Source organism: Streptomyces sp. CB02959, from assembly GCF_002803155.1.
Taxonomy (GTDB): domain Bacteria; phylum Actinomycetota; class Actinomycetes; order Streptomycetales; family Streptomycetaceae; genus Streptomyces.
Window position 1 is genome coordinate 252,192 of the sequence record NZ_NNBP01000006.1, and the last position, 21,011, is coordinate 273,202.

At 69.8% G+C, this 21,011-nt stretch carries 27 protein-coding genes; 26 read left to right on the forward strand and 1 reads right to left on the reverse strand.

Going from position 1 to position 21,011, the window contains the following annotated elements:
* Positions 1-52 precede the first annotated feature (52 nt).
* From CG747_RS47145 to CG747_RS47150, 22 genes are all read left to right on the forward strand, one after another.
* A complete protein-coding gene (locus CG747_RS47145; protein ID WP_146022072.1) occupies positions 53-562 on the forward strand; it encodes a hypothetical protein in 510 nt (169 codons plus the stop codon).
* Positions 563-578: 16 nt separating this feature from the next.
* Positions 579-2,798 (forward strand): phage minor capsid protein, encoded by a 2,220-nt coding sequence (locus CG747_RS12735; protein ID WP_257980372.1) that lies wholly within the window; start codon positions 579-581, stop codon positions 2,796-2,798.
* 8 nt (positions 2,799-2,806) lie between these two features.
* Positions 2,807-2,968, forward strand: coding sequence for an Rmf/CrpP fold protein (locus CG747_RS50680; protein ID WP_308303773.1), 162 nt, complete (start codon positions 2,807-2,809; stop codon positions 2,966-2,968).
* 103 nt (positions 2,969-3,071) lie between these two features.
* Positions 3,072-3,746 carry a hypothetical protein gene (locus CG747_RS12740; RefSeq protein ID WP_100601809.1) on the forward strand — a complete coding sequence of 225 codons (675 nt, stop codon included), beginning with the start codon at positions 3,072-3,074 and terminating at the stop codon, positions 3,744-3,746.
* A 65-nt stretch (positions 3,747-3,811) separates the two neighbouring features.
* The gene (locus CG747_RS12745) at positions 3,812-4,669 is read left to right on the forward strand and encodes a N4-gp56 family major capsid protein (protein WP_100601810.1); all 858 of its coding nucleotides are present in this window, start codon (positions 3,812-3,814) and stop codon (positions 4,667-4,669) included.
* Positions 4,670-4,783: 114 nt separating this feature from the next.
* Positions 4,784-5,176, forward strand: coding sequence for a hypothetical protein (locus tag CG747_RS12750; protein WP_100601811.1), 393 nt, complete (start codon positions 4,784-4,786; stop codon positions 5,174-5,176).
* Positions 5,173-5,493 (forward strand): hypothetical protein, encoded by a 321-nt coding sequence (locus CG747_RS12755; RefSeq protein WP_100601812.1) that lies wholly within the window; start codon positions 5,173-5,175, stop codon positions 5,491-5,493. The genes CG747_RS12750 and CG747_RS12755 overlap by 4 nt, the downstream gene beginning before the upstream one ends.
* Positions 5,490-5,840, forward strand: coding sequence for a minor capsid protein (locus tag CG747_RS12760; protein WP_100601813.1), 351 nt, complete (start codon positions 5,490-5,492; stop codon positions 5,838-5,840). The genes CG747_RS12755 and CG747_RS12760 overlap by 4 nt, the downstream gene beginning before the upstream one ends.
* Positions 5,837-6,268, forward strand: coding sequence for a minor capsid protein (locus CG747_RS12765; protein WP_100601814.1), 432 nt, complete (start codon positions 5,837-5,839; stop codon positions 6,266-6,268). Before CG747_RS12760 ends, CG747_RS12765 begins: the two co-directional genes overlap by 4 nt.
* A gap of 8 nt (positions 6,269-6,276) precedes the next feature.
* Complete coding sequence (locus CG747_RS12770; protein WP_100601815.1) at positions 6,277-6,810, forward strand: phage tail tube protein; 534 nt, start codon at positions 6,277-6,279, stop codon at positions 6,808-6,810.
* Positions 6,810-7,298, forward strand: coding sequence for a hypothetical protein (locus tag CG747_RS12775; protein ID WP_100601816.1), 489 nt, complete (start codon positions 6,810-6,812; stop codon positions 7,296-7,298). Before CG747_RS12770 ends, CG747_RS12775 begins: the two co-directional genes overlap by 1 nt.
* Before the next feature lie 44 nt (positions 7,299-7,342).
* Complete coding sequence (locus CG747_RS12780) at positions 7,343-7,516, forward strand: hypothetical protein (RefSeq protein ID WP_257980384.1); 174 nt, start codon at positions 7,343-7,345, stop codon at positions 7,514-7,516.
* Between the two features lie 12 nt (positions 7,517-7,528).
* Entirely contained in the window at positions 7,529-9,931 is a 2,403-nt protein-coding gene (locus CG747_RS12785; protein WP_257980383.1) for a phage tail tape measure protein, read from the forward strand.
* A 5-nt stretch (positions 9,932-9,936) separates the two neighbouring features.
* On the forward strand, positions 9,937-10,842 hold the full coding sequence (locus CG747_RS12790; protein WP_257980373.1) for a phage tail family protein: 906 nt from the start codon (positions 9,937-9,939) through the stop codon (positions 10,840-10,842).
* 165 nt (positions 10,843-11,007) lie between these two features.
* On the forward strand, positions 11,008-11,838 hold the full coding sequence (locus CG747_RS12795) for a hypothetical protein (RefSeq protein WP_100601819.1): 831 nt from the start codon (positions 11,008-11,010) through the stop codon (positions 11,836-11,838).
* A 10-nt stretch (positions 11,839-11,848) separates the two neighbouring features.
* Positions 11,849-12,949 (forward strand): hypothetical protein, encoded by a 1,101-nt coding sequence (locus tag CG747_RS12800; RefSeq protein WP_100601820.1) that lies wholly within the window; start codon positions 11,849-11,851, stop codon positions 12,947-12,949.
* Positions 12,950-13,693 carry a hypothetical protein gene (locus CG747_RS12805; RefSeq protein ID WP_100601821.1) on the forward strand — a complete coding sequence of 248 codons (744 nt, stop codon included), beginning with the start codon at positions 12,950-12,952 and terminating at the stop codon, positions 13,691-13,693.
* 6 nt (positions 13,694-13,699) lie between these two features.
* Entirely contained in the window at positions 13,700-15,259 is a 1,560-nt protein-coding gene (locus CG747_RS12810) for a collagen-like protein (protein WP_100601822.1), read from the forward strand.
* A gap of 73 nt (positions 15,260-15,332) precedes the next feature.
* A complete protein-coding gene (locus CG747_RS12815; protein WP_257980374.1) occupies positions 15,333-16,061 on the forward strand; it encodes a GH25 family lysozyme in 729 nt (242 codons plus the stop codon).
* A 10-nt stretch (positions 16,062-16,071) separates the two neighbouring features.
* The gene (locus CG747_RS12820; RefSeq protein WP_100601824.1) at positions 16,072-16,317 is read left to right on the forward strand and encodes a hypothetical protein; all 246 of its coding nucleotides are present in this window, start codon (positions 16,072-16,074) and stop codon (positions 16,315-16,317) included.
* A complete protein-coding gene (locus tag CG747_RS12825; protein ID WP_100601825.1) occupies positions 16,314-16,571 on the forward strand; it encodes a hypothetical protein in 258 nt (85 codons plus the stop codon). Before CG747_RS12820 ends, CG747_RS12825 begins: the two co-directional genes overlap by 4 nt.
* Before the next feature lie 216 nt (positions 16,572-16,787).
* Positions 16,788-17,012, forward strand: a complete 225-nt coding sequence (locus tag CG747_RS47150; protein WP_146022073.1) for a hypothetical protein — start codon at positions 16,788-16,790, stop codon at positions 17,010-17,012.
* Here CG747_RS47150 and CG747_RS12830 read toward each other — a convergent pair.
* Positions 17,009-18,145: a helix-turn-helix domain-containing protein gene (locus CG747_RS12830; protein WP_257980375.1), complete on the reverse strand. Its 1,137-nt coding sequence runs from the start codon at positions 18,143-18,145 to the stop codon at positions 17,009-17,011. The genes CG747_RS47150 and CG747_RS12830 overlap by 4 nt on opposite strands.
* A gap of 49 nt (positions 18,146-18,194) precedes the next feature.
* Here CG747_RS12830 and CG747_RS12835 point away from each other — a divergent pair, with 49 nt between their 5' ends.
* From CG747_RS12835 to CG747_RS12850, 4 genes are all read left to right on the forward strand, one after another.
* On the forward strand, positions 18,195-18,614 hold the full coding sequence (locus CG747_RS12835) for an ATP-binding protein (RefSeq protein WP_257980376.1): 420 nt from the start codon (positions 18,195-18,197) through the stop codon (positions 18,612-18,614).
* On the forward strand, positions 18,611-19,147 hold the full coding sequence (locus tag CG747_RS12840; RefSeq protein WP_100601827.1) for a DUF6624 domain-containing protein: 537 nt from the start codon (positions 18,611-18,613) through the stop codon (positions 19,145-19,147). Before CG747_RS12835 ends, CG747_RS12840 begins: the two co-directional genes overlap by 4 nt.
* A 134-nt stretch (positions 19,148-19,281) precedes the next feature.
* The gene (locus tag CG747_RS12845) at positions 19,282-19,818 is read left to right on the forward strand and encodes a class IV adenylate cyclase (RefSeq protein ID WP_100601828.1); all 537 of its coding nucleotides are present in this window, start codon (positions 19,282-19,284) and stop codon (positions 19,816-19,818) included.
* 55 nt (positions 19,819-19,873) lie between these two features.
* Positions 19,874-20,989, forward strand: coding sequence for a radical SAM protein (locus CG747_RS12850; RefSeq protein ID WP_100601829.1), 1,116 nt, complete (start codon positions 19,874-19,876; stop codon positions 20,987-20,989).
* Positions 20,990-21,011: the final 22 nt, after the last annotated feature.

The following is a 21,011-nucleotide window of genomic DNA, read 5'->3' on the forward strand; positions in this document are numbered from 1 at the left end:
AATAGAAAGGAAGTCGGCGGAAGAGAAGAGAATCGCCACACGGCGAGAGAAGGTGAACACAACCCTCTCGGTCCTAGCTAACCTTTTCGCCATTCCCGCCCTTATTATCGGCCTTCTCACTTACGCAGATCAGCGTGAAAGCGGAGAGATTAACGCCAAAAAGGAAGCCGGTAGGGTTAATTTTTGGCGTGACGCATCGACTACGGACGGCTCCAGTCGGCCTTCTACGACTCTGGTGGTTGAGAACCGCAGCCTAACCTCTGCCGAGCATGCGGTAGTCGTAACGAAAACTGCACCCAGCGGCGTCTACGACTATTTCGATTTCTCCCTGGTGCCGCCATGCACTAGGGAAACCTACGACCTTGGCGACAACGGCAAGCGCCTCGACACCCTCGAACAGATGGGGGAGCTTGAACTGTACTTCCAAGACCCGGCCGGGCAGCTTTGGAAATCGGGAAACGGTGCCGTGACGCAAGCCCACAGCCTCCCCGAATTGGGCGACGATTACGCAATAAAATGGAAGCTGAGTAACAAATTCATGCCCCTTGAGGCGTGCGGCTAAATCATCGGGGGTGGTTATGCCGATTCACCCCGGCATGGTGGAACCCCTCGCCGCACGTACCCGGGACTTGTATGCCGCGGCCGAGGAACGGCTACTGGGCATCATCGCGCGGCAGCTCGCCGACGGCCTCGACGCACCCGGTTGGGTCGAGCGGAAGCTCGCCGCCGTCCAGGCCGTGCGCCGCGCCTCACAGGCCGTTGTCGACGAACTCGGTAAGGCCGTGAGCCTCGACGTGTTCGAGGCCGTCGTCGACGCGTACAACACCGGGCACCGCGCCGCCGTCGCCGAGCTGGGCGCCCTGCCGGACGACGCCCACCGCCTGGTCGACGACGTCACCCCGCAGGCGCAGGCCGTCGACCGCCTCGCACAGGAGACCGTCGACCTGCTCACCGACCGGCACCGCTCGATCCTGCGGGCCGTCGAGGACGGGTACCGCGGCGTCGTCGCCGAGGTCACCGCGACGCCGCTACTGGGCACTGGCACCCGCCGGCAGGCAACACAGGATGCCATGCGCCGGTTCGCCGACCAGGGCATCACCTCGTTCCGCGACCGCGCGGGGCGACGGTGGCAGCTCACCTCCTACGCGGAAATGGCGGTGCGCACCAGCGTGGGCCGCGCCGCGACCGAGGCGCACATGCGCACGCTCACCGAGGCCGGGGTCGACCTGGTTATCGTGTCCAGCTCGCCCCGCGAGTGCCCGTTGTGCCGCCCCTGGGAACGCAAGGTGTTGACCGTGGGCGGGCCGGACGGCGAGCGCACCGTCGAGGCCGAGCACGCGACCGAGGACGGCCGCATGATCCGGGTGAACGTGGCCGGATCGCTCGACGAGGCCCGCCGCGCCGGATTGCAGCACCCGAACTGTAGGCACTCCGTGAGCGCCTACACCCCCGGCATCACGCCCGTGGACGTCGTCGAGAGCGACCCTGCCGGCTACGAGGCCGGCCAGCGACAGCGGGAGATCGAGCGCGGCATCAGGAAGTGGAAGAACCGTGAGGCAGCCGCCGTCACGCCCGAGGCGCAGCGCGCCGCCCGCGCCAAGGTCAGACAGTGGCAAGGCGCCATGCGCGACCACCTCGCCGCCCACCCAGACCTACGGCGGTTGCGCCACCGTGAGCAGCCGGGCGCCTCGAACCTCCCCGCCCCGCGCACCGAGGCGACGCCTCAGCAACTCGACGCCGCCCGCGTGTGGTCCGGCGACGATCGGTCGGTACGGGAGATGCACGACGACCAGCTCGCCGGCGCCCATGGCTCCGGCCTGCTCGACGACCGCGCCCACGCCCGGGTCGAGGCCGAGGCCGACCGCCGCGACCTCGACGACCTGCTCGCCCGCGTCCGCCCCGGCGGACGCCTCGCCGACGACCTGCTCGCGTTCAGCGACCACGACCTCGCCCAGGCGTTCCGTCACCTCGACGACGGCGACACGCTGCGCGTCCTGGCGGAGATCTCCCGCCGCGACCGCACCGGCCGTCTGCCGGACACGCGTCGCGATCTGGCCGGCCTGTCCGAGCATGACCTCGCCACCCGGGCCCGGCACGCCAGCCCGGAGGACCGCGCCGACCTCGCCGCCGAGGCGCACCGGCGCGACATGCTCGCGACGTACTTCCCCGGCGGACGCCTCGCCGATGACCTCGCAGGCGTGGGCGACGACGCCCTCGCCTGGTGCATGCAGTACGCCGACGAATCCGAACTCATGCGGATCGCCGCCGAGATGGACCGGCGCGACGGCGTCGACCTTCCGCCGCCGGCCGCCACCGGGAACGCGGTCGACGACCTGCTCGCCGACCGCGACGCCCTCGCCGACGCCATGGGCACCGCCCCCGACCCGGAAGGGTGGGGCGCCCTCGCCGATGACGCGTCATGGGCCGAGGAGTTGGCCGCGACCATCGCGGCCGACGCCGCCCGCGGAGTAGCCGAGGAGACCGCCCGCACGGTCACCCGAGCCGAGGCACGCGCCCTGTACGAGGAGTACGTCTACCGGCAGTACCTCGACGCTGAGGACGCCTGTAACGGCTACCTTCTCAACACCCGGGCACGCGCCGCAGGCATCAACCCGGTTGAACTATTCAGCGGGCCGGCCCGCATCGCATACGCTCGTGCCTCAGAAGAGCTACGCCAGTGGTGGGCCGCCAACGGCCGCATGACACAGGCCGAGTTCATCGAGAAGGCGACCGGCCGCGAGCAGCGTTGGGCCGCCGGCGCCCGCAAGAACGAATCCGACCACCAGAACAAGCGGTAGGGGGAGCGATGGGGACGCGCGAGGACATCGTCAGGGCCGTCACAGACGGTGCTGCGGCCGGGCGCCGCGGCGACGACGTGCGCACCTGCCCATACCCGCGTGACTCCCTGCTGCGGACGGCATGGGTCAAGGGGTACGCCAAAGAGCGCCCGGCGACCGCCACCCGGTAGCCACCACTCACCCACCACACCCCAGGGGCCCGCCATGGCGGGCCCTTTTCGTATGCCCGAACATGCCCGCCAGGAGCGGGCCGACGCACCAGGAGTGCACACCATGAGCGACACCGGCACACCGCAGGCCGCCCCGATGAGCGAGGGCGAGACCGGCCCGGCCGACACCACCGAACCCACCTCTCCCCCGACCTCGCCGCCGGCGGCCGCGCCCCAGGGCGAGGACGCCGCGGCGACGATCACGCGCCTTGAGCAGCAGCTCGCCGCCGCCCGCCGGGACGCGGGCAAGCAGCGCGTGACCGCGAAGCAGGCCGCAGCCGACGAGGCCCGCGCCGAACTGGCACAGCAGATCGGCCGCGCCCTGGGCCTGGTTCAGGACGACACCCCGCCGGACCCGGCCGCGCTCACGCAGCAGCTCGCCGACGAGCAGCAGCGGGCCCGACAGACCGCCGTCGAGCTTGCCGTGTACCGCACGGCGCGCGAGGCCGGCGGCGACCCCGACGCCCTACTCGACTCCCGGACTTTCGCCGCCGCCGTCGCCGACCTCGACCCGGCCGACGTCGCCGCGGTGCGCGCCGCCGTCGAGGCCGCCGTCGCCGCGAACCCCAAGCTCGCCGTCCAGCGGCCGGCCGGACCAGCGCGGGCCGGCACTGAGTTCGCCGGGCCCCCGTCCCAGGGCGTCACCCCCGCCCAGTTCGCCGCCATGGACTACGCCCAGCGCGCCGAGCTGTTCCAGTCCGACCCCGACACCTACCGGCGCCTCGCCGCCGGGTCCTAGCCCCGGCGCCCGCCGCCGGGCAACACCAACCGCCCGGCGCTGCGCCGGAGAAGAGGAGCACCGCCATGGCTGAGACCAAGGCATCGAACCTGATCGTCCCCGAAGTGTGGGCCGACATGGCGCAGGGCGTATTCCGCGGCGCCGTGCGCGTCGCCGGATCGTCCGCCGTGAAGTCCGACGACACCCTCGCCGGGCAGCCCGGCGACACCATCAACTTCCCCAAGTGGGGCACGCTCGGGGACCTCGACGAACTGACCGAGGCTGTGCCCATGGGCACCGCCGTCATGGGCCAGACCTCCAGCCACGCCACGATCCGTGAAGTGGGCAAGGCAGTCGAGATCACCGACACGGCCATGCTGACCGCCCTCGGCGACCCCCGCGGCGAGGCACAACGGCAGTTCGGCATCCTGGCCGCCCGCAAGGTCGACGGCGACCTCATCACCCAGGCACAGGCCGACGAGACCAGCCAGGGCGGCGGCCGGCCGTACACGTTCACCACCGCGGCCGGCGCCGAATTCACGTGGAAGGACGCCATCGTTCCCGCCCTGGCCAGCTTCGGCGACGAGTTCGAGCCGGACCAGTTCGCCGGACTTTTCATCAACTCCGCGCAGATGGCGCAGATCTTCACCGACACCCAGTTCATCAACGCCGCCACCCTCGGCGCCTCGACGCCGGTCACCACCGGGCAGGTTGGCGCCATCGCGGGCATGCCCGTGATCATCACCGACCGAGTCGCGGCCGGAACGTTCCTCCTGCTGAAGCAAGGGTCTCTCGGCCTGCTGTACAAGCGCCGCCCGGTGGTGGAGACGGACCGCGACATTCTCAAGCGGACCACCGTGATCACCACCAACGTCCATTACGCCGTGAAGCGGCTGAACGACCGCGGCGTGTGCGTCGGCACCCTTAAGCCCGGGGGCGCGTGATGATGCTGCGCCGCCACCATCCGACGCCCACCACGGACGAGACCGAACCCGACGCCCCGCCGGCCGCCAAGCCCGCGGGGCGTTCGCGTTCCCGCAGCAAGGAGGCGTGACCCCGTGGCCGGTCGCGTCTACGCCACCCCCGAACAACTCGCGGCGTGGACCGGCCAGCCGGCCCCGGCCGACGCCGACCGCCTGCTCGCCCGAGCGTCCGAGGACGTCGACGACGCCCTACTCACCGCCGTGTACCGGACCGACGCCACAGGCATGCCGACCGATCGGGAAGTCGAGGATGCCCTCGCCGACGCTGTGTGCGCTCAGGTCGAGTACCACGTCGCCACAGGCGACGACGGCACCGGCGCGGCCGGCCGTTGGGACTCGGTGAGCATCGGCCCCGTGTCCCTGTCCGGCCGCCAAGCGGGCCCCGCCGCCGCCGGCGACGTAGACCTCGCCCCCCGAGCACACCGCGCCCTTACCCGTGCCGGCCTACTGCCGGGGGTGATCTGGTGAGCCGTGTTCCCGGCTGGCTACTGCGGCACCTGATCACGGTCGAGCCGTACCTCGGCGACAGCGCGTACGGACCGCAGTACGGGCCGCCCGCCGTCGCCGTGCCCGCCCTGGTGTCAGCCGCCGTCCGGCAGGTTCGCGGCGCCGACGGCCGCGAGGTTGTCAGCAGCACGACCGTGATCGCCGCGCCCGGCCTCGACTGCCCGCCTGGATCTCGGCTCACGCTCCCCGACGGGCGGACCACTACGGCGATCACGACGAGCGCACACGCCGCCCCCGGCCTGCCCGTGCCGGCCTGTGTGGAGGTGAGTTGCGAATGACCGCCACCAGCCACGTCCGTTGGGAGGGCGCGGCCGTCACCGCGGCACTCCGGCGAGCCGCCGCCCGCGGCGTGCGACTCGGCGCCGAGCATGTACTCGCCGAGAGCCGCCGACGGGTGCCGATCGAAGAGGGCACCCTCGAACGCTCCGGTGTTGCGAGCGTGGACGAGCAGCAGCTCGCCGCCGCAGTGTCCTACGACACCCCCTACGCCCGCCGTGTGCACGAGGACCTGAACGCCCGGCACGACCCCGGCCGCACCGCCAAGTATTTGGAGGGCGTCCTTCCCCAGACGGCCGGCGACGTCCAGGCGATCATTGCGGCGCAGATCCGGCGGGCCCTGCGATGACCTACACATCCGACCTGCTCGACGGCCTCGCCCGCCTGCTCGCCGAGCAGGGCGTCGCCACCTACCGGCCCGACGGCACGTACGCCCCGGGCGGCACCGCGATCACCATCGCCGCCATGCCGCCGGCCCCCGACCGGGTCATCTGCCTGACCGCCTACCCGGTCCAGGACTCCCCGGCGCTCACGGACTGCATCACCGGCGTGCAGGTGCGCACCCGGTCCGGGGCCGACCCGCGCGACGTCGACGCCCTCGACGACGCCGTATTCGACGTGCTGCACGGCGCCGGCCCCCATGTGTGGGGTGCGGCGCGTGTGCAGCTTCTCTACCGCACCGCGTCGGCCCCGATCGGCGCGGACTCCTCCGGCCGCATGGAGCGGTCGAGCACCTACTACGCCCGCGCGCACCGCGCGGCCCGACACCTCGAATAGGAGGCGCCATGACGACCCCGACGCCGCCGGCGGAGACCGTGACCGCGCTCGCACGCCGCTACCGGCTGGAGCTGGACACGGGCAAGGACGGCACACCCGCGTGGACTGTGATTCCTGGCATCACCGAGTTCACTCCCAAGATCGAGCCCACGCAGCAGGACGTCACGACCTATGACGCCGACGGCTGGTCGGAGCAGGCTGTGACCATGCTGGCGTGGTCCATCGAGACCACCCTCGCTCACCGCGCCCACCCGACCACTGGAGCTTTCAACGCCGCGCAAGAGTTGCTGCGAAAGGCATCGATGCGGTTCGGGGCCGGCAGCTACGTCAGGGTGCGGTACTACGACCGGAACGGGGCCGACGACGCCTATCAGGGCACGGCCCTGGTCACCTGGGAGCCCGACGGCGGGGGCCCGGATGAGGTCGACACCATCAAGGTCACCTTGACCGGGTCCGGCCCACTGGTGGAGATCACCAACCCGACCGCCGGCACCGGCACACTCGCCGGCGACACCAAGTCGCTCAAGGTCGGTGGTGCGTAGTGGCGTTCGAGGCCCTCGACGAGCTGCTCGACGAGACCCTGCGCCTGCCGATCGGCGGGCGCACCTACACGGTTCCGGCCCCGTCCGCCGAGGTCGGCCTGCGCACGCAGGCACTCATCAACGCCGCGGCGACCGCCGCCGACGGCGGGAAGGTCGACGAGCAGGTTCTCGGCGACGCCGCCGAGCGCGACCTGTACCGCGACGTCCTCGGCCCCGCCCATGACGAGATGGTCACCGACGGCGTCACCTGGCCCGCGCTGAAGCACTCCGCCATCACGGCCATGGTGTGGATCGCGCAGGACAAGGCCGCCGCGGAGACGTTCTGGAACGCGGCCGGCGACCCAAACCGCTTGGCCCCGAACCGGGAGGCGCGGCGGGCCCGATCGGGCGCGGCGAAGTCGACCCCGAGTCGGGGCTCTACGAGTGGTACGAGTACCCGCCAGGCACCCACCCCCGCCAAGCCCAAGCAGGCGCGCACGCGTCGTTGACGTGGGCGCAGATCCTTTCCGAGTGGCCGCTCGTGGAGGCCGACTTGCACGAGGTGTACGGCCTCGACCTGGGCGTGCCCGGCCTCCTGCGGGCCCGGTCCTGGCGCTGGCTGCGCGTGCGCATCCTGGGTCTCCTGTCTGCCGAGTCCCGCCTCGCCCGCGTGCTCACCCCATCCCCCGACGCCCCCACCACCAGGGGCACGACCACCAGGAGGTGAGCCGTGGCCCTCATGGTCGGTGAACTGGCCGCCACCATCACCGTGGACGACTCCGGCGCCCGGCAGGGTGTCGCGCGGGCCCGCGCCGCCATGCAGGCCGGCGGGGACCAGATGGCCGCCGCCGGTGACCGGGCCGGACGCCAGGCCGGCGACGGCATCGGCCGTGGCGTCGCCGACGGCGCAGCCGAGGGCGGCAGCAGGGCCGGCGGTCGCCTCGCCGAGTCGTTGAAGGGCAAGTTCGCTGCTGCCGCGGTCGGGGCCGCCATCGGCGGCGCCCTGGTCGCCGCCCTCGGCTCCGCCCTCGAACAGTCGCAGATCGCGGGCCAGTTGCGGGCCCAACTCGGTGCGACCGCGCCAGCCGCCGCCCAGTACGGCAAGGCCGCCGGCGCGCTGTACTCCGGCGCGATCGTCGAAAGCGTCCAGGACGGCGCCGAGGTCATCAAGGGCATTGCCCGCAACGGCCTTCTTCCGCCCGAGGCAACGCAGGCGCAGATTCAGACCATGGGCCGGCGGGTCGCCGATACCGCCGCGGTGATGGGCGAGGACGTCAGCAAGGTCTCTCGCGCGGTCGGGGTGATGCTGAAGACCGGCATCGCCAGGTCGGCGGATGAGGCAATGGACGTCCTCGTGAAGGGGTCACAGTCTGGCGTCGACGCCGCCGAGGACTTGCTCGACACCTTCAGCGAGTACCCCACCGAATTTCGGCAACTGGGCTTGGACGCACAGACGTCCATGGGCCTTTTGCAGCAGGGGCTACAGGGTGGTGCGCGGGATGCCGACGTTGTCGCGGACGCCTTGAAGGAATTCACCTTGCAGGCGCAGGGAATGAACAAGGCAACGACGCAGGCGTACGCAGATCTTGGGTTCTCCGGCGAGAAGATGCAAGCCACCTTCCAAAAGGGCGGGCCGGCCGCCGCGGCTGCATTCGAGCAGGTCATCACCAAACTACGAGGAGTTCAAAGCCCAGCCAAGCAAGCGGAAATCGCCCTCGGCCTTTTCGGGCCGAAGTTCGAGGACATGCAGAAGGCGATTTTCGCCCTGGACCCGGCGCACGCCGTTGACGCCCTCGGCAAGGTTAAGGGCGCCACGGATGCGGCCGGAAACTCCATGCGCGACAACGCCGCAACCAAGCTGGAGATCTTCAAGCGCACGCTTACACAGTCGGTCGTGAACGTCCTGGGAACCTACGTCGTCCCGGCCCTGACGACTGCTGCACAGTGGGTGGGCACCCTGGGGGCCGCATTCTCCACGGCAGGGAGCTTCATCGCGCAGCACTCGACCACCCTTTCGATCGTGGCCGGCGTGATTACTACTCTCATGTTGCCCGCGCTGATTCAGCTTGCGGTGCAGGCGACGACCTCGGCGACTGCCGCGGTTGTCGGGTGGGCCCGGCAGGGCGCGGCAGCGATCACCGGGGCCGCGCAGTTCGTCGCGTCCAACGCCACCGTGCTGGCGGGGTGGATCGCGCAGGGTGCCGGCGCTGCTGCCGCGGCCGGCCGCGTGGTCGCGTCCTGGATCGCCATGGGGGCACAGGCACTCATCCAGGGCGCCCGGATGGCCGCGGCCTGGATCATGGCCATGGGCCCCGTCGCCCTGGTCATCGCTGCCGTGGTCGGCATTGTCGCGCTCATCGTCACCAACTGGGACAAGATCAAGAGCGCGACGGCCGCCGTGTGGGAATGGATCTGGAACAAGATCAAGTCCGTTGGACAATTCCTCGTTGACTTGTTCATGAATTTCACGCTCGTTGGGATCATCATCAAGCACTGGGATTCCATCAAGTCGGGAACGGCTCGCGTCTGGAACGCAATTGTCGACTGGGTCAAGGGCATTCCGCAGAAGATCGTGAACTTCTTCCTTAACTGGACCTTGGTCGGTTTGATCATCAAGCATTGGGATTCAATCAAGACCGGCACCGTGCGGAAAGCGGGCGAACTGGTCGACTGGGTACGAGGGTTCCCGGGTCGTATCGCTTCCGGCATCGGAAACTTGGGCCACCTGCTCTACGACAAGGGGATGGATATCATTCGCGGATTGTGGAACGGCATTAAAGGAATGGGCCCGTGGTTGGTGAGTAAGTTGATGAGCTGGGCAAAGGACATGATTCCAGGGCCGATTGCCCGCGCGCTGGGCATCCACTCGCCGTCGCGTCTCATGCGCGACAAGATCGGCAAGTTCATCCCGGCCGGCCTGGTCGCCGGCATCGAGGCCGGCGCGCCGGCCGTCGACCGCACCATGCGCAACCTGGTGTCCGTCCCAGCCGGCCCGCAGTTCGCCACGGCCGGCGGCGCGCCGTCACCGTGGTCACCCGCCGCGCCGGGCCCCGCTGTCCACATCGAGAACTGGCACGCCGGAGCTGCGACCGCCGACCAGACCGCCGCGGCCCTGGCCTGGCAGATGAAGGGCAGGGGGTGACCGGCATGGCCGCGGGTGACATGGTCACCGCCCCCGGACACGTCCAGTACGGCGACGTGCTGCTCGGTCCGGGCACCCCCTACCGCTGGCAGACCCTCACCGGCTGGGAGGACTCCCCGGGGCTGGACTCCGGCACAGTCCCACGGGCCGACGCACACGGCGCCATCCCCGGCCGACTGCTCGCACAGCTGCGCACCATCACCGTTGACGGCCTGGTGCTGCGCGCCGACCCCGGCGCGGTCGGCACCGCCGTGCGGCACCTCGCCGCCGCGACTGCGCTCACCGACACCGAGCGGCCGCTCGTGGTGCGCCTGGACGACTCCCCGCCCCTGCTGTCGTGGGCGCGGTGCATCCGCCGCGCAATCCCTGTCGCCAAGGGCGGGTACGCGGTCGGTGTCGTGGTCGGCGGCGCGTTGCAGTTCGAGGCGAGCGACCCGCGCCGGTACGCCTTGGTCGAGCAGCGCGTCGAGGCCCGCCTCCCCATGCCCGAGCCCGGCCTCGACTGGCACCTCGCCCCCGGGCCCGAACACCTCGACTGGCCGCTGAACTTCGGCGCGCCCGGTTCCACCGGAGCACTCGCCGCGGTCAACGACGGGGACGCCCCTGCGCACCCAGTGATCACCTTCCGGGGGCCGGTCACCCTCCCGTCCCTGACCAACGTGGAATCCGGCGACCGGATCGAGTACGACCTCGCCCTCGCCGCCGACGACGAACTCACCGTCGACACCGCGGCCGGCACGGTCACACTCAACGGCACCGCCAGCCGCCTCTACACCGTCACCGCCCGCAGCGCGCCCGAGGCCACATTCACGCTGCCGCCCGGCACGACGAACTTCGCCTTCCGGGCCGCGCCCGGAGCCACCGACCCGCGCGCCGCCTGCTCCGTGCGGTGGCGCTCCGCCTACTGGTAAGGAGACCCCCGTGACCGTGCGCGCCGCATGGCTGCTGCCCACCGGGCAGACCCGAGAAGACACCCGCCTCGCCCCCGTGGGCGTGATGACTCCGCAGGACGAACTGACCAGCCGCGACGGGGTAATCGCCGGGGGCAACCCCTCGCCGCTACCAGCGTCGGGCCCATGCAGCTCCAGATCGGCACCGGCCGCGCCGTCGTACAGGGCACCCTGTCGCAGGGCGCCTACCCGGCCGCGGTCACCGCGCCCGAAACTCTGACCGTCGCCGACGGACACGCCCAACTCCCCCGCGTCGACTCGGTCGTGCTGCGGATCAGCGACGGGCAGTACGACACCACCGGGCAGACCACGGCCACCGTCGAGATCATCCAGGGCGCCCCGGCCGCCGCACCCTCCCCGCCCACCCTTCCGCCAGCCGCGCTCCGGCTGTGGGACGTCACCGTGCCCGCGGGGACCTCGGCCGGCGTCGGCGGTCTGAACTGGCCGGCCGCCCTCGCCGACCGCCGCCGGTACACCGCCGCGTACGGCGGGATCATCCCCCGCGGCGGGGGCACCTCGACCGCCGGCGGGTACGACGGTCAGTACCGCGACAACGGGGCCGGCCTGGACCGCTGGTCGACCTCGGCCGCCGCCTGGCAGCCTCTCGCCCCCGTCGTGGGGTGGACCGCGGTAAGCCTCGCCGGCGGGTACACCAACAACGGCAACTCGCTGGGGGCCGTGCGGTACCGGCGCATGGTGATCGCCGGCGTCCCCCACATGCAGTGGCGCGGCGGCGTGAGCTGGACTGCCAGCACCCCGCCGAACGACGCCTACCCCCTGTCCGCCACCCTCCCGGCCGACTGCCGCCCCGCCTACCTGACATCTGTCGCAGCAGCGGCCGGCGGAGTACCGCTGAAGATCGATTTCCAGACCGGCGGACGCGTCCGCCTGATCACCAACTCCGGTGTGACGACGTGGGCGAGCTTCACCGGCATCACGTACCCGCTCGACACGTAGGGAGGTAGCCGTGACTGCTGCCTACCGGGCCCTGTTCTGCGACCTGCGGACCGACCAGCTACTCGACGTGCTGCCCCTGCAAGGGGTGAGCTTCGACGACTACCTCGGCAAGACCGGCACCGCACAGGGCACCGTCCCCATACCCAACGCCGCCGTTGCTGCCCGCGTGCGCGACGCCGTTGCCCCGGGCCGTACCGCCCTGTGGATCGAGCGGGGGCGGGAGATCTGGTGGGGCGGGATCGTGTGGACGGCTGCGGTGCAGTCGACCGACCGCGGCTTTCTGTCCATGCAGGTGCAGGCCGGCACCTTCGACAGTTACCTCGACCACCGTCGCCTGTTCGACACCGTCGAGGCCCGGCAGGTCGAGCAGTTCGACATCGTGCGCCAGCTCATCGACTACGCGCAGCAGGCCGCCGGCGGCGACATCGGCATCGAGTACGGCACGGAGACGTCCGGCACGCCACGGGACCGCACCTACAGCCGTTACGACGTGCCCTCGCTGCGCGACCTCATCGACCAACTCGGCGCGGTCGAAGGGGGCTTCGAGTGGCGTTTCGCAGCCTTCCGTGACCCGGAGAGCGGCCGACGCGTCAAACGGCTTCAGCTCGGCTCACCGGTGATCCGGACCGGCACGGCCGACGTCGTCCTCGACCACCCGGGCCCCGTCATGTCCTACTCCTGGCCGACGGACGCCACCGGGCAAGCGAACGTCTGGCAGTCCCGCGGCTCCAGCGACAACCAGAACCAAGCTCAGGAATCCGTACCGCTGCTGTCTGACCTACTCGTGGACGAGGGCGCCCTCGCGGCCGGCTGGCCCCGAATCGACGGCACCTCGGATTACTCGACGGTGGTCGAGAAACCCACCCTGGACGCGCACGCGCGGGCCGACTGGGACGCCGCCCGCTCCCCGCGCACCATTCCCGAGATCACCGTGCACATGGGCCGCGCGCCCCTGTCCCCCGCCGTGCTGGGCACCACCATCCGCCTGCGCATCCGCGACCTGTGGTGGCCCGACGGCCTCGACGAGCGATACCGCGTCGTCGGCATGGCCATCACACCGCCGGAGCGCGGCCGACCCGAAACCGCCCGCCTGTACCTGGAGGCGCCCTAAATGGCCGCTGTCCCCCTCGACCTCCTCGACCGTATCCGCGCCCTGGAACGGCAAGTCCGCGAGCTGACCGGCCGCGCGCAGACCCGGCCGGCCCTGAACCGGATTACGCACGGGGCCGTGGTGATCGGCGAGGGTGGCACCCTCGACGTCCGGGCCCCCGGCGGCGCGCAGATCCTCGGGGTTGGCTCGTTCCCCGCCACCGGCCGCTACGGCGTGAGCATGGCCCGCGAGGACGGGACCGGCGTCGCCCTGGAAGTCGGCGGCAACGACACCTCCGCTTCTCAGATGGTTCGGTTGTTCGCCCGCGGCGGGTACCCCTCGCCGATCGTGATGGATGACGGGTACGCCGACGGGTACCTCGGCCGCCCGTGGGTGCCCATCCCGTGCACGCCGTACATGACCATCTCCAGCGACGACGAGGCCGCGCTCTACTCCGGCCAGATGCTCACCCAACACAAGGTGCTGCGTGTGAACTTGCAGCTCAGCGGCCCGGCCGGCACGGGTGCCGAGGCCCTGCTCAGAATCGGCGGTCAGCAGTACGGGCCCACATGGTCCCTCGCCGCATCGGCCACCACCAAGGACGTCAACGACCGCGTCGTGCTCCCAGCCGGCGAGTTCCCGCACGGACGGGACGTGTCCGCCGTCGTGTGGGCGCGCCGCACCAGCGGGACCGGCACGTGCACGCTCCGTCTCCGCGGCATCTGGGGGACGAACACCGTCAATGCCACCGAAGCCACCAGTTAGGAACTCATGCTCCCCGAGTCCATCCCCACCGTCACCGTCACCGGCCGCTATCTCTCCCCCGACGGCCGGCCGCTGTCCGGCACCGTCACGTTCCGCGCCCCGGCGCAGCTCACGTTCCCGGCCGCCGACGTCATCCTCGGCGGGCCCGTCGTCGCGCAGCTCGACGCGCAAGGGCAGATCAGCGCGACCCTGCCCGCTACCGATGCGCCCGGCATGATCCCCGATGGCTGGTCGTACACCGTGACCGAGGCCCTGTCGGGTGTCCCGGCCGGCCGCTCGTATCAGGTCGTGCTGCCCGCCGCGGTGCCTTTCGTCGACCTCGCCGACGTCGCACCGACCGACCCGAGCAAGCCCAACTATGTGCCGGTGCCCGGCCCCCCGGGGGAGCGCGGCCCGGCCGGCGCGAGCGCCTACGAGGTAGCCGTCGCCGACGGCTTCAGCGGCACGCCCGCCGACTGGCTCGCATCCCTGGTCGGCCCCCGCGGCGCCACCGGTCCGCAGGGACCACAGGGTCCCGCCGGTGCACCCGGCAAGGACGGCGCCCCGGGTGCGCCCGGCCTGGTGCAGTCCGTCAACGGCCAGTCCGCCGCCGCGGTGGTCCTGGCCGCCGGCGACGTCGGCGCCGTCCCCACCAGCGCGGCCGGGGCCGCGGGAGGTGTGGCGCAGCTCGGCGCGGACGGGAAGGTGCCCGCCGCCCAGCTCCCGGCGTCCGGCGGGGGTGCGGTCGCGTCGGTCAACGGCCAGTCCGGCGCGGTCGTGCTGACCGCCGGGGACGTCGGGGCCGTCGCCACGGCTGAGAAGGGAGTCGCATCCGGCGTCGCCACCCTCGGCGCCGATGGCATCCTCACGGTCGGGCAGCGCCCCGCCTACACCGCCGCCCAGGTGGGCGCCCTCGCCTCGACCGCACGCGGCGCAGCGAATGGCGTCGCATCCCTCGACGCTGCGGCGCGACTCCCCATCGGACAGATGCCGGCCGCGGCCCCCAAGAACGTGTGGACGCCGCAGGCCCTCGGGTTTCAGGCATGGTCGTGCGACCCCGGCGGGGTGGCCAACCCGGCCGCGAAGTACCTCACCCCGCAGCGTCTCTACCTCGCCGGCGTCAACATCACCGAGTCGACCACCGTCACCAAGGCCGTGATGTTCGCCCGCGGATACGGGGGCGTGCCCGCCGATCGGTTCATGGCCGGCATCTACCGCGAGGACGGTACGCGCGTGGTCGCGTCGAGCGCCGTCGCTCTCACCATGGCCGGCCAGGAGACCGGAGCACTCCCGGCGATGACCGCGAACCACATCGGTGCCGTGCCCCTGTCGTTCACCTCGACGACCCTCACCCCCGGCCGGTACTGGGTGGCCTGGCTGATGACCGTGGGCGCCGCAACCGACTTCGCCTACTTCCATGTTCAGAACGAATCGCCGGTCGGCGCAGCGAACTTCTTCATGACCACGACGCCGTTCCCACGCGCGTGGTACATCGCTGCGCAGTCCACACTGCCCACCACCGTCAGCCCGACGGCCGCGACCGCGCTCGCCGACCACGACATCCCCATCGTGGCCCTCGCAGCCTGATCACACCCCACCCCACCCGTACGCCCCGGCACCGCGCCGCGGGCGTTTTCTCATGTCAGGAGAGCACCACACCGTGACTGTCAGAGGCATCGACGTCAGCTCGTACCAGCCGAGCACCTACTCGGCCAACGGCCTCGACTTTGTGTTCGTCAAGGCCACCGAGGGCACGTCGTACGTCAACCCCCGTATGACCGCCCAGGCCGCCCACGCCCGCCGCAACGGCCTGGTCGTCGGCTTCTATCACTTCCTGCGCCCCGGCGACATGAAGGCCCAGGCCGCGTACTTCGTCGAGAAGTGCGCGAGCGTCGAGGGTGACCCGCTGTTCGCCGACTGGGAAGACGCGGGGGTCAGCTGCGCGCAGAAGGATGCGTTCCTCGCCGAGGTCAAGCGCCTGCGGGGCGCGACGCACCGCGTCGGCCTGTACTGCAACCTCGACTACTGGAAGACCCGGGACACCACCGGCAACGCGGGCGACGCCCTGTGGATCGCGGACTATGTCACCGCCGGCCGGCCCCGCATCAAGGCGAAGTGGACGTTCCACCAGCACACCGACCGGCCCCTCGACACCAACCTCGGGGCCTTCCTCGACCGGGCCGCGCTGCGTGCCTGGGCGACCGGCACCACGGCCCCGCCGAGCCGCCCCTCGCCGCCGCCGGCCGCCACGTACACCGTGCGCTCCGGCGACATCCTGTCGGGCATCGCCGCGCGGTACGGGACCACCGTCGCCAAGCTCGCCGCCGCAAACGGCATCACCAACCCCAACCGGATCTACGCCGGCCAGACGATCAAGATCGTGAAGTAAGGAACCTCCCATGACCGACGCCACCCGGCGCACCATCCGCACCGTCCTACAGACCGCCGTAGCCCTGGCCGTCGCACTGCCCGCCATCGTGGACGCGTCCGGCGTGCCCGCGTCCCTGCCTTGGGTCGCCGGCGCCCTCGCCGTCGCCGGCGGCCTCGCCCGCGTTATGGCCCTCCCTGGCGTGCAGGCGCTACTCCCCGGCTGGCTGCGCACTCAGCCGCCCGGCCGCACCGAGGGCACCAGGGGCAGTATGTGACCGACCACAACCCCGGCGACGTCGCCCTCGAACTTGAGCGACTGCGGGGCACGGTCGAAGCAGGGTTCGCCCGTGTCGACGGCGCCCTCGCCCTGGTCGTCCAACGATCCGACCAGACCGATCGGCGCCTCGCTGACCTCGACACCCGCCTTGACGCCGTCGAGCGCCGCCGCTGGCCCCTGCCGAGCATCGCCGCCCTGGCTGGCGTCGTTGGGCTTCTAATGACCGTATGGCAAGCCACTATCGCCCGCTGACCGCTGTACCCCGTCGCTGGCCTTGAGCCGGCGACGGGGTCTCTTTGGGTTGGGGCAACGCTAATTCGCTTCCGTACAGCTACCGTTGACGGCGAACACGATCAGCACACTTCGGAGGGCCACGTAACGGTGCAGCATTGGTGGATCAAGTACGACATTCTCGACCCCCAGCAGTGGGCAACCTTAGATGCCCACAAGGGGGACTACGCAGAGCGTATGGAACAACGCTACGAACTCTTTGAGTTCGATACCAACATTGAAGATGCCGGACGTCTGCCCAACGGCACACCAATCCGTTACGGGCCGACCCAAGAAGAGATGGACACCAAAGTACGTCGCCACCTGGGCCACGATGCATTCGTCATCGTGAACGCTCGACACGTGGACGACCCGGATGCACCTAAAGCACCCGAAATCAAGGTGTTCCGCAAAGAAGACTAGACCCTGCGCTCAGCATCTTGAAGGCGCTCGGAATAACGTGCGTGATCTCTCGGGTAGTTGGCCAACATGCCCAGTGCTTCACGGTAGCCATCAACAGCTGCGCTCCAGTTTCGTGAGGCGTACGCAACATCTGTGCGGTTGAGCATGGCACGCACCGGATCGAGCCAGTAGAGCCAGCCCGGCCGTTCCTCTTCGTCGGGAACCTGTACCGCTAGGTCATAAGCGCGATCGGCGAGTTGTTGCGCACGGTCGCGCTCGCCAACGGCCGCCGCTGCCAGGGAAGTAGCATGTAGGGCAATCGACTCTGCTGCCGGCGACAGGCGTCCACCGCCCAGGCCGTATGTTGCGGCCTCGGCAGTCCGGAGCGCGCGTACTGGATCATTTGCATGTCGCAGTGTGTATTGGGACCGCACTCGCGCGAACCAAGAAACTAGGTCTGACGACCCAGCTTCAAGCGCCCAACCCGCGCCGAGGTCGAGCCACGAAATCGCCGCGCCACGCCTTCCCTGTCCCGCCGCAACCCATGACAGCCAATGTGCGTGCTCGGCGGCAAGTATCAGAAGGCGATCCGCTGAACCGCCTGACGCTGTGGGCAAAAGGCCCGTCACACTGTTGAGTTGAGCCTTCACTACTTGCCATAGATCCCGCCCCCCAACGACATCTTCCGCCTTGCGGTGTTCAGTCAGAACCTTGCCGATCCAATCGGCGGTACGAAGATCAGCCCGCCCCGTGGCATGCGCATGAGCGATGCGTTCACGAAGCTGCGGATCGGGGCTCCACGAGCCCCCCTCGACTGCTGAATGATCAGTCAAACCCCGTAGTTCATCAGGCACTTGCAGCCCCTCAGTGATCCTCTGGATGACCTCAGCGGTCAGCACCCTTCGCTTTCCGCGCACGATCAGCGAGACGTGGGACTGCGGCATACCGATCAACTCGCCCAGCTTCAGCTGAGAGATGCCGGCGGTGCGCTTGTACTCACGTAACACCGCAGCCCAGTCCCGCCGCGCCCATGCAGCGCGCAAACGAACGTCCGTCCAGAGTCGCGGATCACCCATGCCGAGGACGATACGCCGTCGCCATACGCCGGGCGTATCGAATCGACACAGGTGCGCACGCACGATGGCGTAAGCCATCGCCCCCATCTCAGAGGGGACACTCGTGATCGAACAACGGCGGCACGCGTTGCCTGCCATCTACGCCCCTCCCACTGCTCCCCGGCCGATTCTGCTACTGGCCGGTGAGCCCCAATCCGCCCGGGTCGCACGCGAATACGTGCGCGAATACGTGCTCTTTCACGTACCGGGCGCATCCGAGGAACACCTCGAAACTACCGTCCTGGTGACCAGCGAGCTGGTCACCAACGCCGTTCGATACGGCACCGAACCCGGCGATTTCCTCCGCGTCGTTCTCGACGCTGACGACACCCGCACGAGAGTGGAGGTACACGACCCCGTGAGACGCCGCCCCCGCCCCCGCCCCGAGTCCGAGCACCGTGACCGCGGTCGGGGACTGCTCATCCTCGACTCCTTCTGCCCCGGCGCCTGGGGAGTCTTCGACATCCCCCTCGGCAAAGCTGTGTGGGCCGAGGTGAAAGCCTCATGAGTGCCACCCGGCCGACCCATCCGGAAATCGCCCTCGCACTGCTCGACTTAAAGCGAAAGCACCGATCAGCACGGGCTGTTGCGGACCTCCGCAACGACGACGCGTCGATCGCCGACCTTGCATGGGCCGAGGACAGAGGCACCGAAACACTCAAGCTGATCATTACCGTTTACGGCTGGCCCGGCCACACGCTCGCCGGAGAGGCCGGCGCCGATGCGGCCTGGTGGCTCGCCCAGCACTCCGACGACCAGACACTTCAAGAGCAGGCGCTCGAACTCCTCCGGGAAGCCGTACAGGCCGGCGAAGCCACCCACCGACACTTGGCCTTCCTGACCGATCGAGTTCGTGTCCGCACCGGCCTTACACAGCTATACGGAACAGCCTTTGCCGTCGACGCAAGCGGCATTCAGGCATTCGACATCGAAGACCCCGACCATCTCGACCAGCGGCGCGCCGAGATGGGCCTCGAACCGTTCGACCAGTTCGACAAGACCGTACGTCTTCTCATCAAGCTGCCACCCGCAACAGCGTGACCAGCAGAAACGGGCCGTCCCGGAGTGAGATAGTCCCCGGGCCGACCCGTTGGGATCGAGGGCACAAGCCGTCGTGCTAAACGGCTGAAGTTACGGGCCTTGGCACGCAAACACTGACAACCGACAGGAGATCCATGCACACCGTTGAGTACGAAGCGAAGGCACTGGGCATCGACCCGGACGCCATGGCCGAGCGGATCAAGGCGGCCGGCGGAAGTTTCCAAGGCGAGCGCCTCATGCGCCGCTACGTCTACGACACCGTTCCCCCGGTACCAGGCCGTTGGGTGCGCCTGCGGGACTCCGGCGGCGCGGTCACCCTGTGCGTGAAGACGATCAGCTCGGACGCCATCGACGGCACCCGGGAGACCGAGACGACGGTCGGCTCGTTCGAGGACACGCACGCACTGCTCGCCCTGATGGGGCTCACACACCGCAGCTACCAGGAGAACCGGCGCTCGTCCTGGCTGCTGGACGGGGTGCGGCTGGAGATCGACACCTGGCCACGTATCCCGACCTACCTGGAGATCGAGGGCGACACCGAAGAACAAGTATGGGCCGCCTTCGAACGTCTGTCCATCCCGCGTGAGGACCTGACCAGCGAGAACACGACCAAGGTGTTCGCCCGCTACGGAATCGACCTCGACTCGATCAGCGAACTGCGCTTCACCTAGCCCTCTTCGACAATCTGCCGGCGGGGCACTCGTCCCCGCCGGCCAGGAGGCGAGCATGACCAAGACCGACCCAAACGACTTACCGATCACGGTAGTTCCGGACCGGACCCTACGCGTCAAGATCATCGACGCGTGCGGACTTGCCTGCACCTTCTGTCACAACGAAGGCACCCCCGTCACGACCGACAACCTCGGCCGCGAGGCAGGACAGTTCACCGGGTCCCCCGGCCGCTCCGGCCGGGTCTCGATCTACCTCACCACCAACGGCGCCAACTTCCTGCCGGAGCGCATCAAGGCGGACTCTGACTTCGCCCTGGCACTGGCGGCGGTGCGCGGCAGCCTCCCGACCACCGAAATCCACTTCACCGGCGGAGAACCCACCCTCCACCCCGAACTTCCCCAACTCATCCGCATCGCACGGCGCCTCGACCTGACGGTCGGGCTCACCAGCAACGGCGAGAACGGGGCCGCCGTGCTTCCCGAGTGCGCCGCGGCCGGGCTCGACCGCATCAACCTGTCCGTGTTCGGCACCACGCCCGAGGAACTCGCCGCCGTCCAAGCACCGCGCCTAGCCTCGCCGAAACTGGCGGCGCGAAAGCTGGACGCCCTCGCTGCCACGATCGAGACCGCCACCCGGCACGGGGTGAAAGTCTCCGCAAACATCGTGATCCCGAACCATGACCACGTGGCACGGGTACTCCGCGTCATCGAGGAACACGGGCAGGCCGTCACCGTGCGGATGCTGGTCAACCTTGAGGACGACGGGGCATCCCTCGCCGCCATGCAGGAGGTCGTCGACCGCCTCGGAGCGGTGCCCGTCCGTCGCATCGTCACCGCCGGCGCCTCCGACCAGCGCACCCGCTACCGACTCCCCGACGGCCGCACGCTCTACGCCAAGAGCATCCGCCCCGTCCGGCTACCGGAGACCTGCGCCGGATGCCGGTTCAACAACGATCAGGACTGCCAAGAGGGGTACTACGGCGTACGCATGTACCGCGCACAGAACGGACCCTTCATGGTCGGCGTGTGCATCCAACGCATGGACCTGTGCCTGACACTGGGCGAGTTCGTGATGAGCCAGCGCTGCGCCGAAGTCCGGGACTTCCGCGACGAGGAAACGGCCAGACTCACGGCCCTCTACCAGCCGACCGGCGCTCCCACCCCGCACTGACCGTCGCAGTCGCACGACGGCG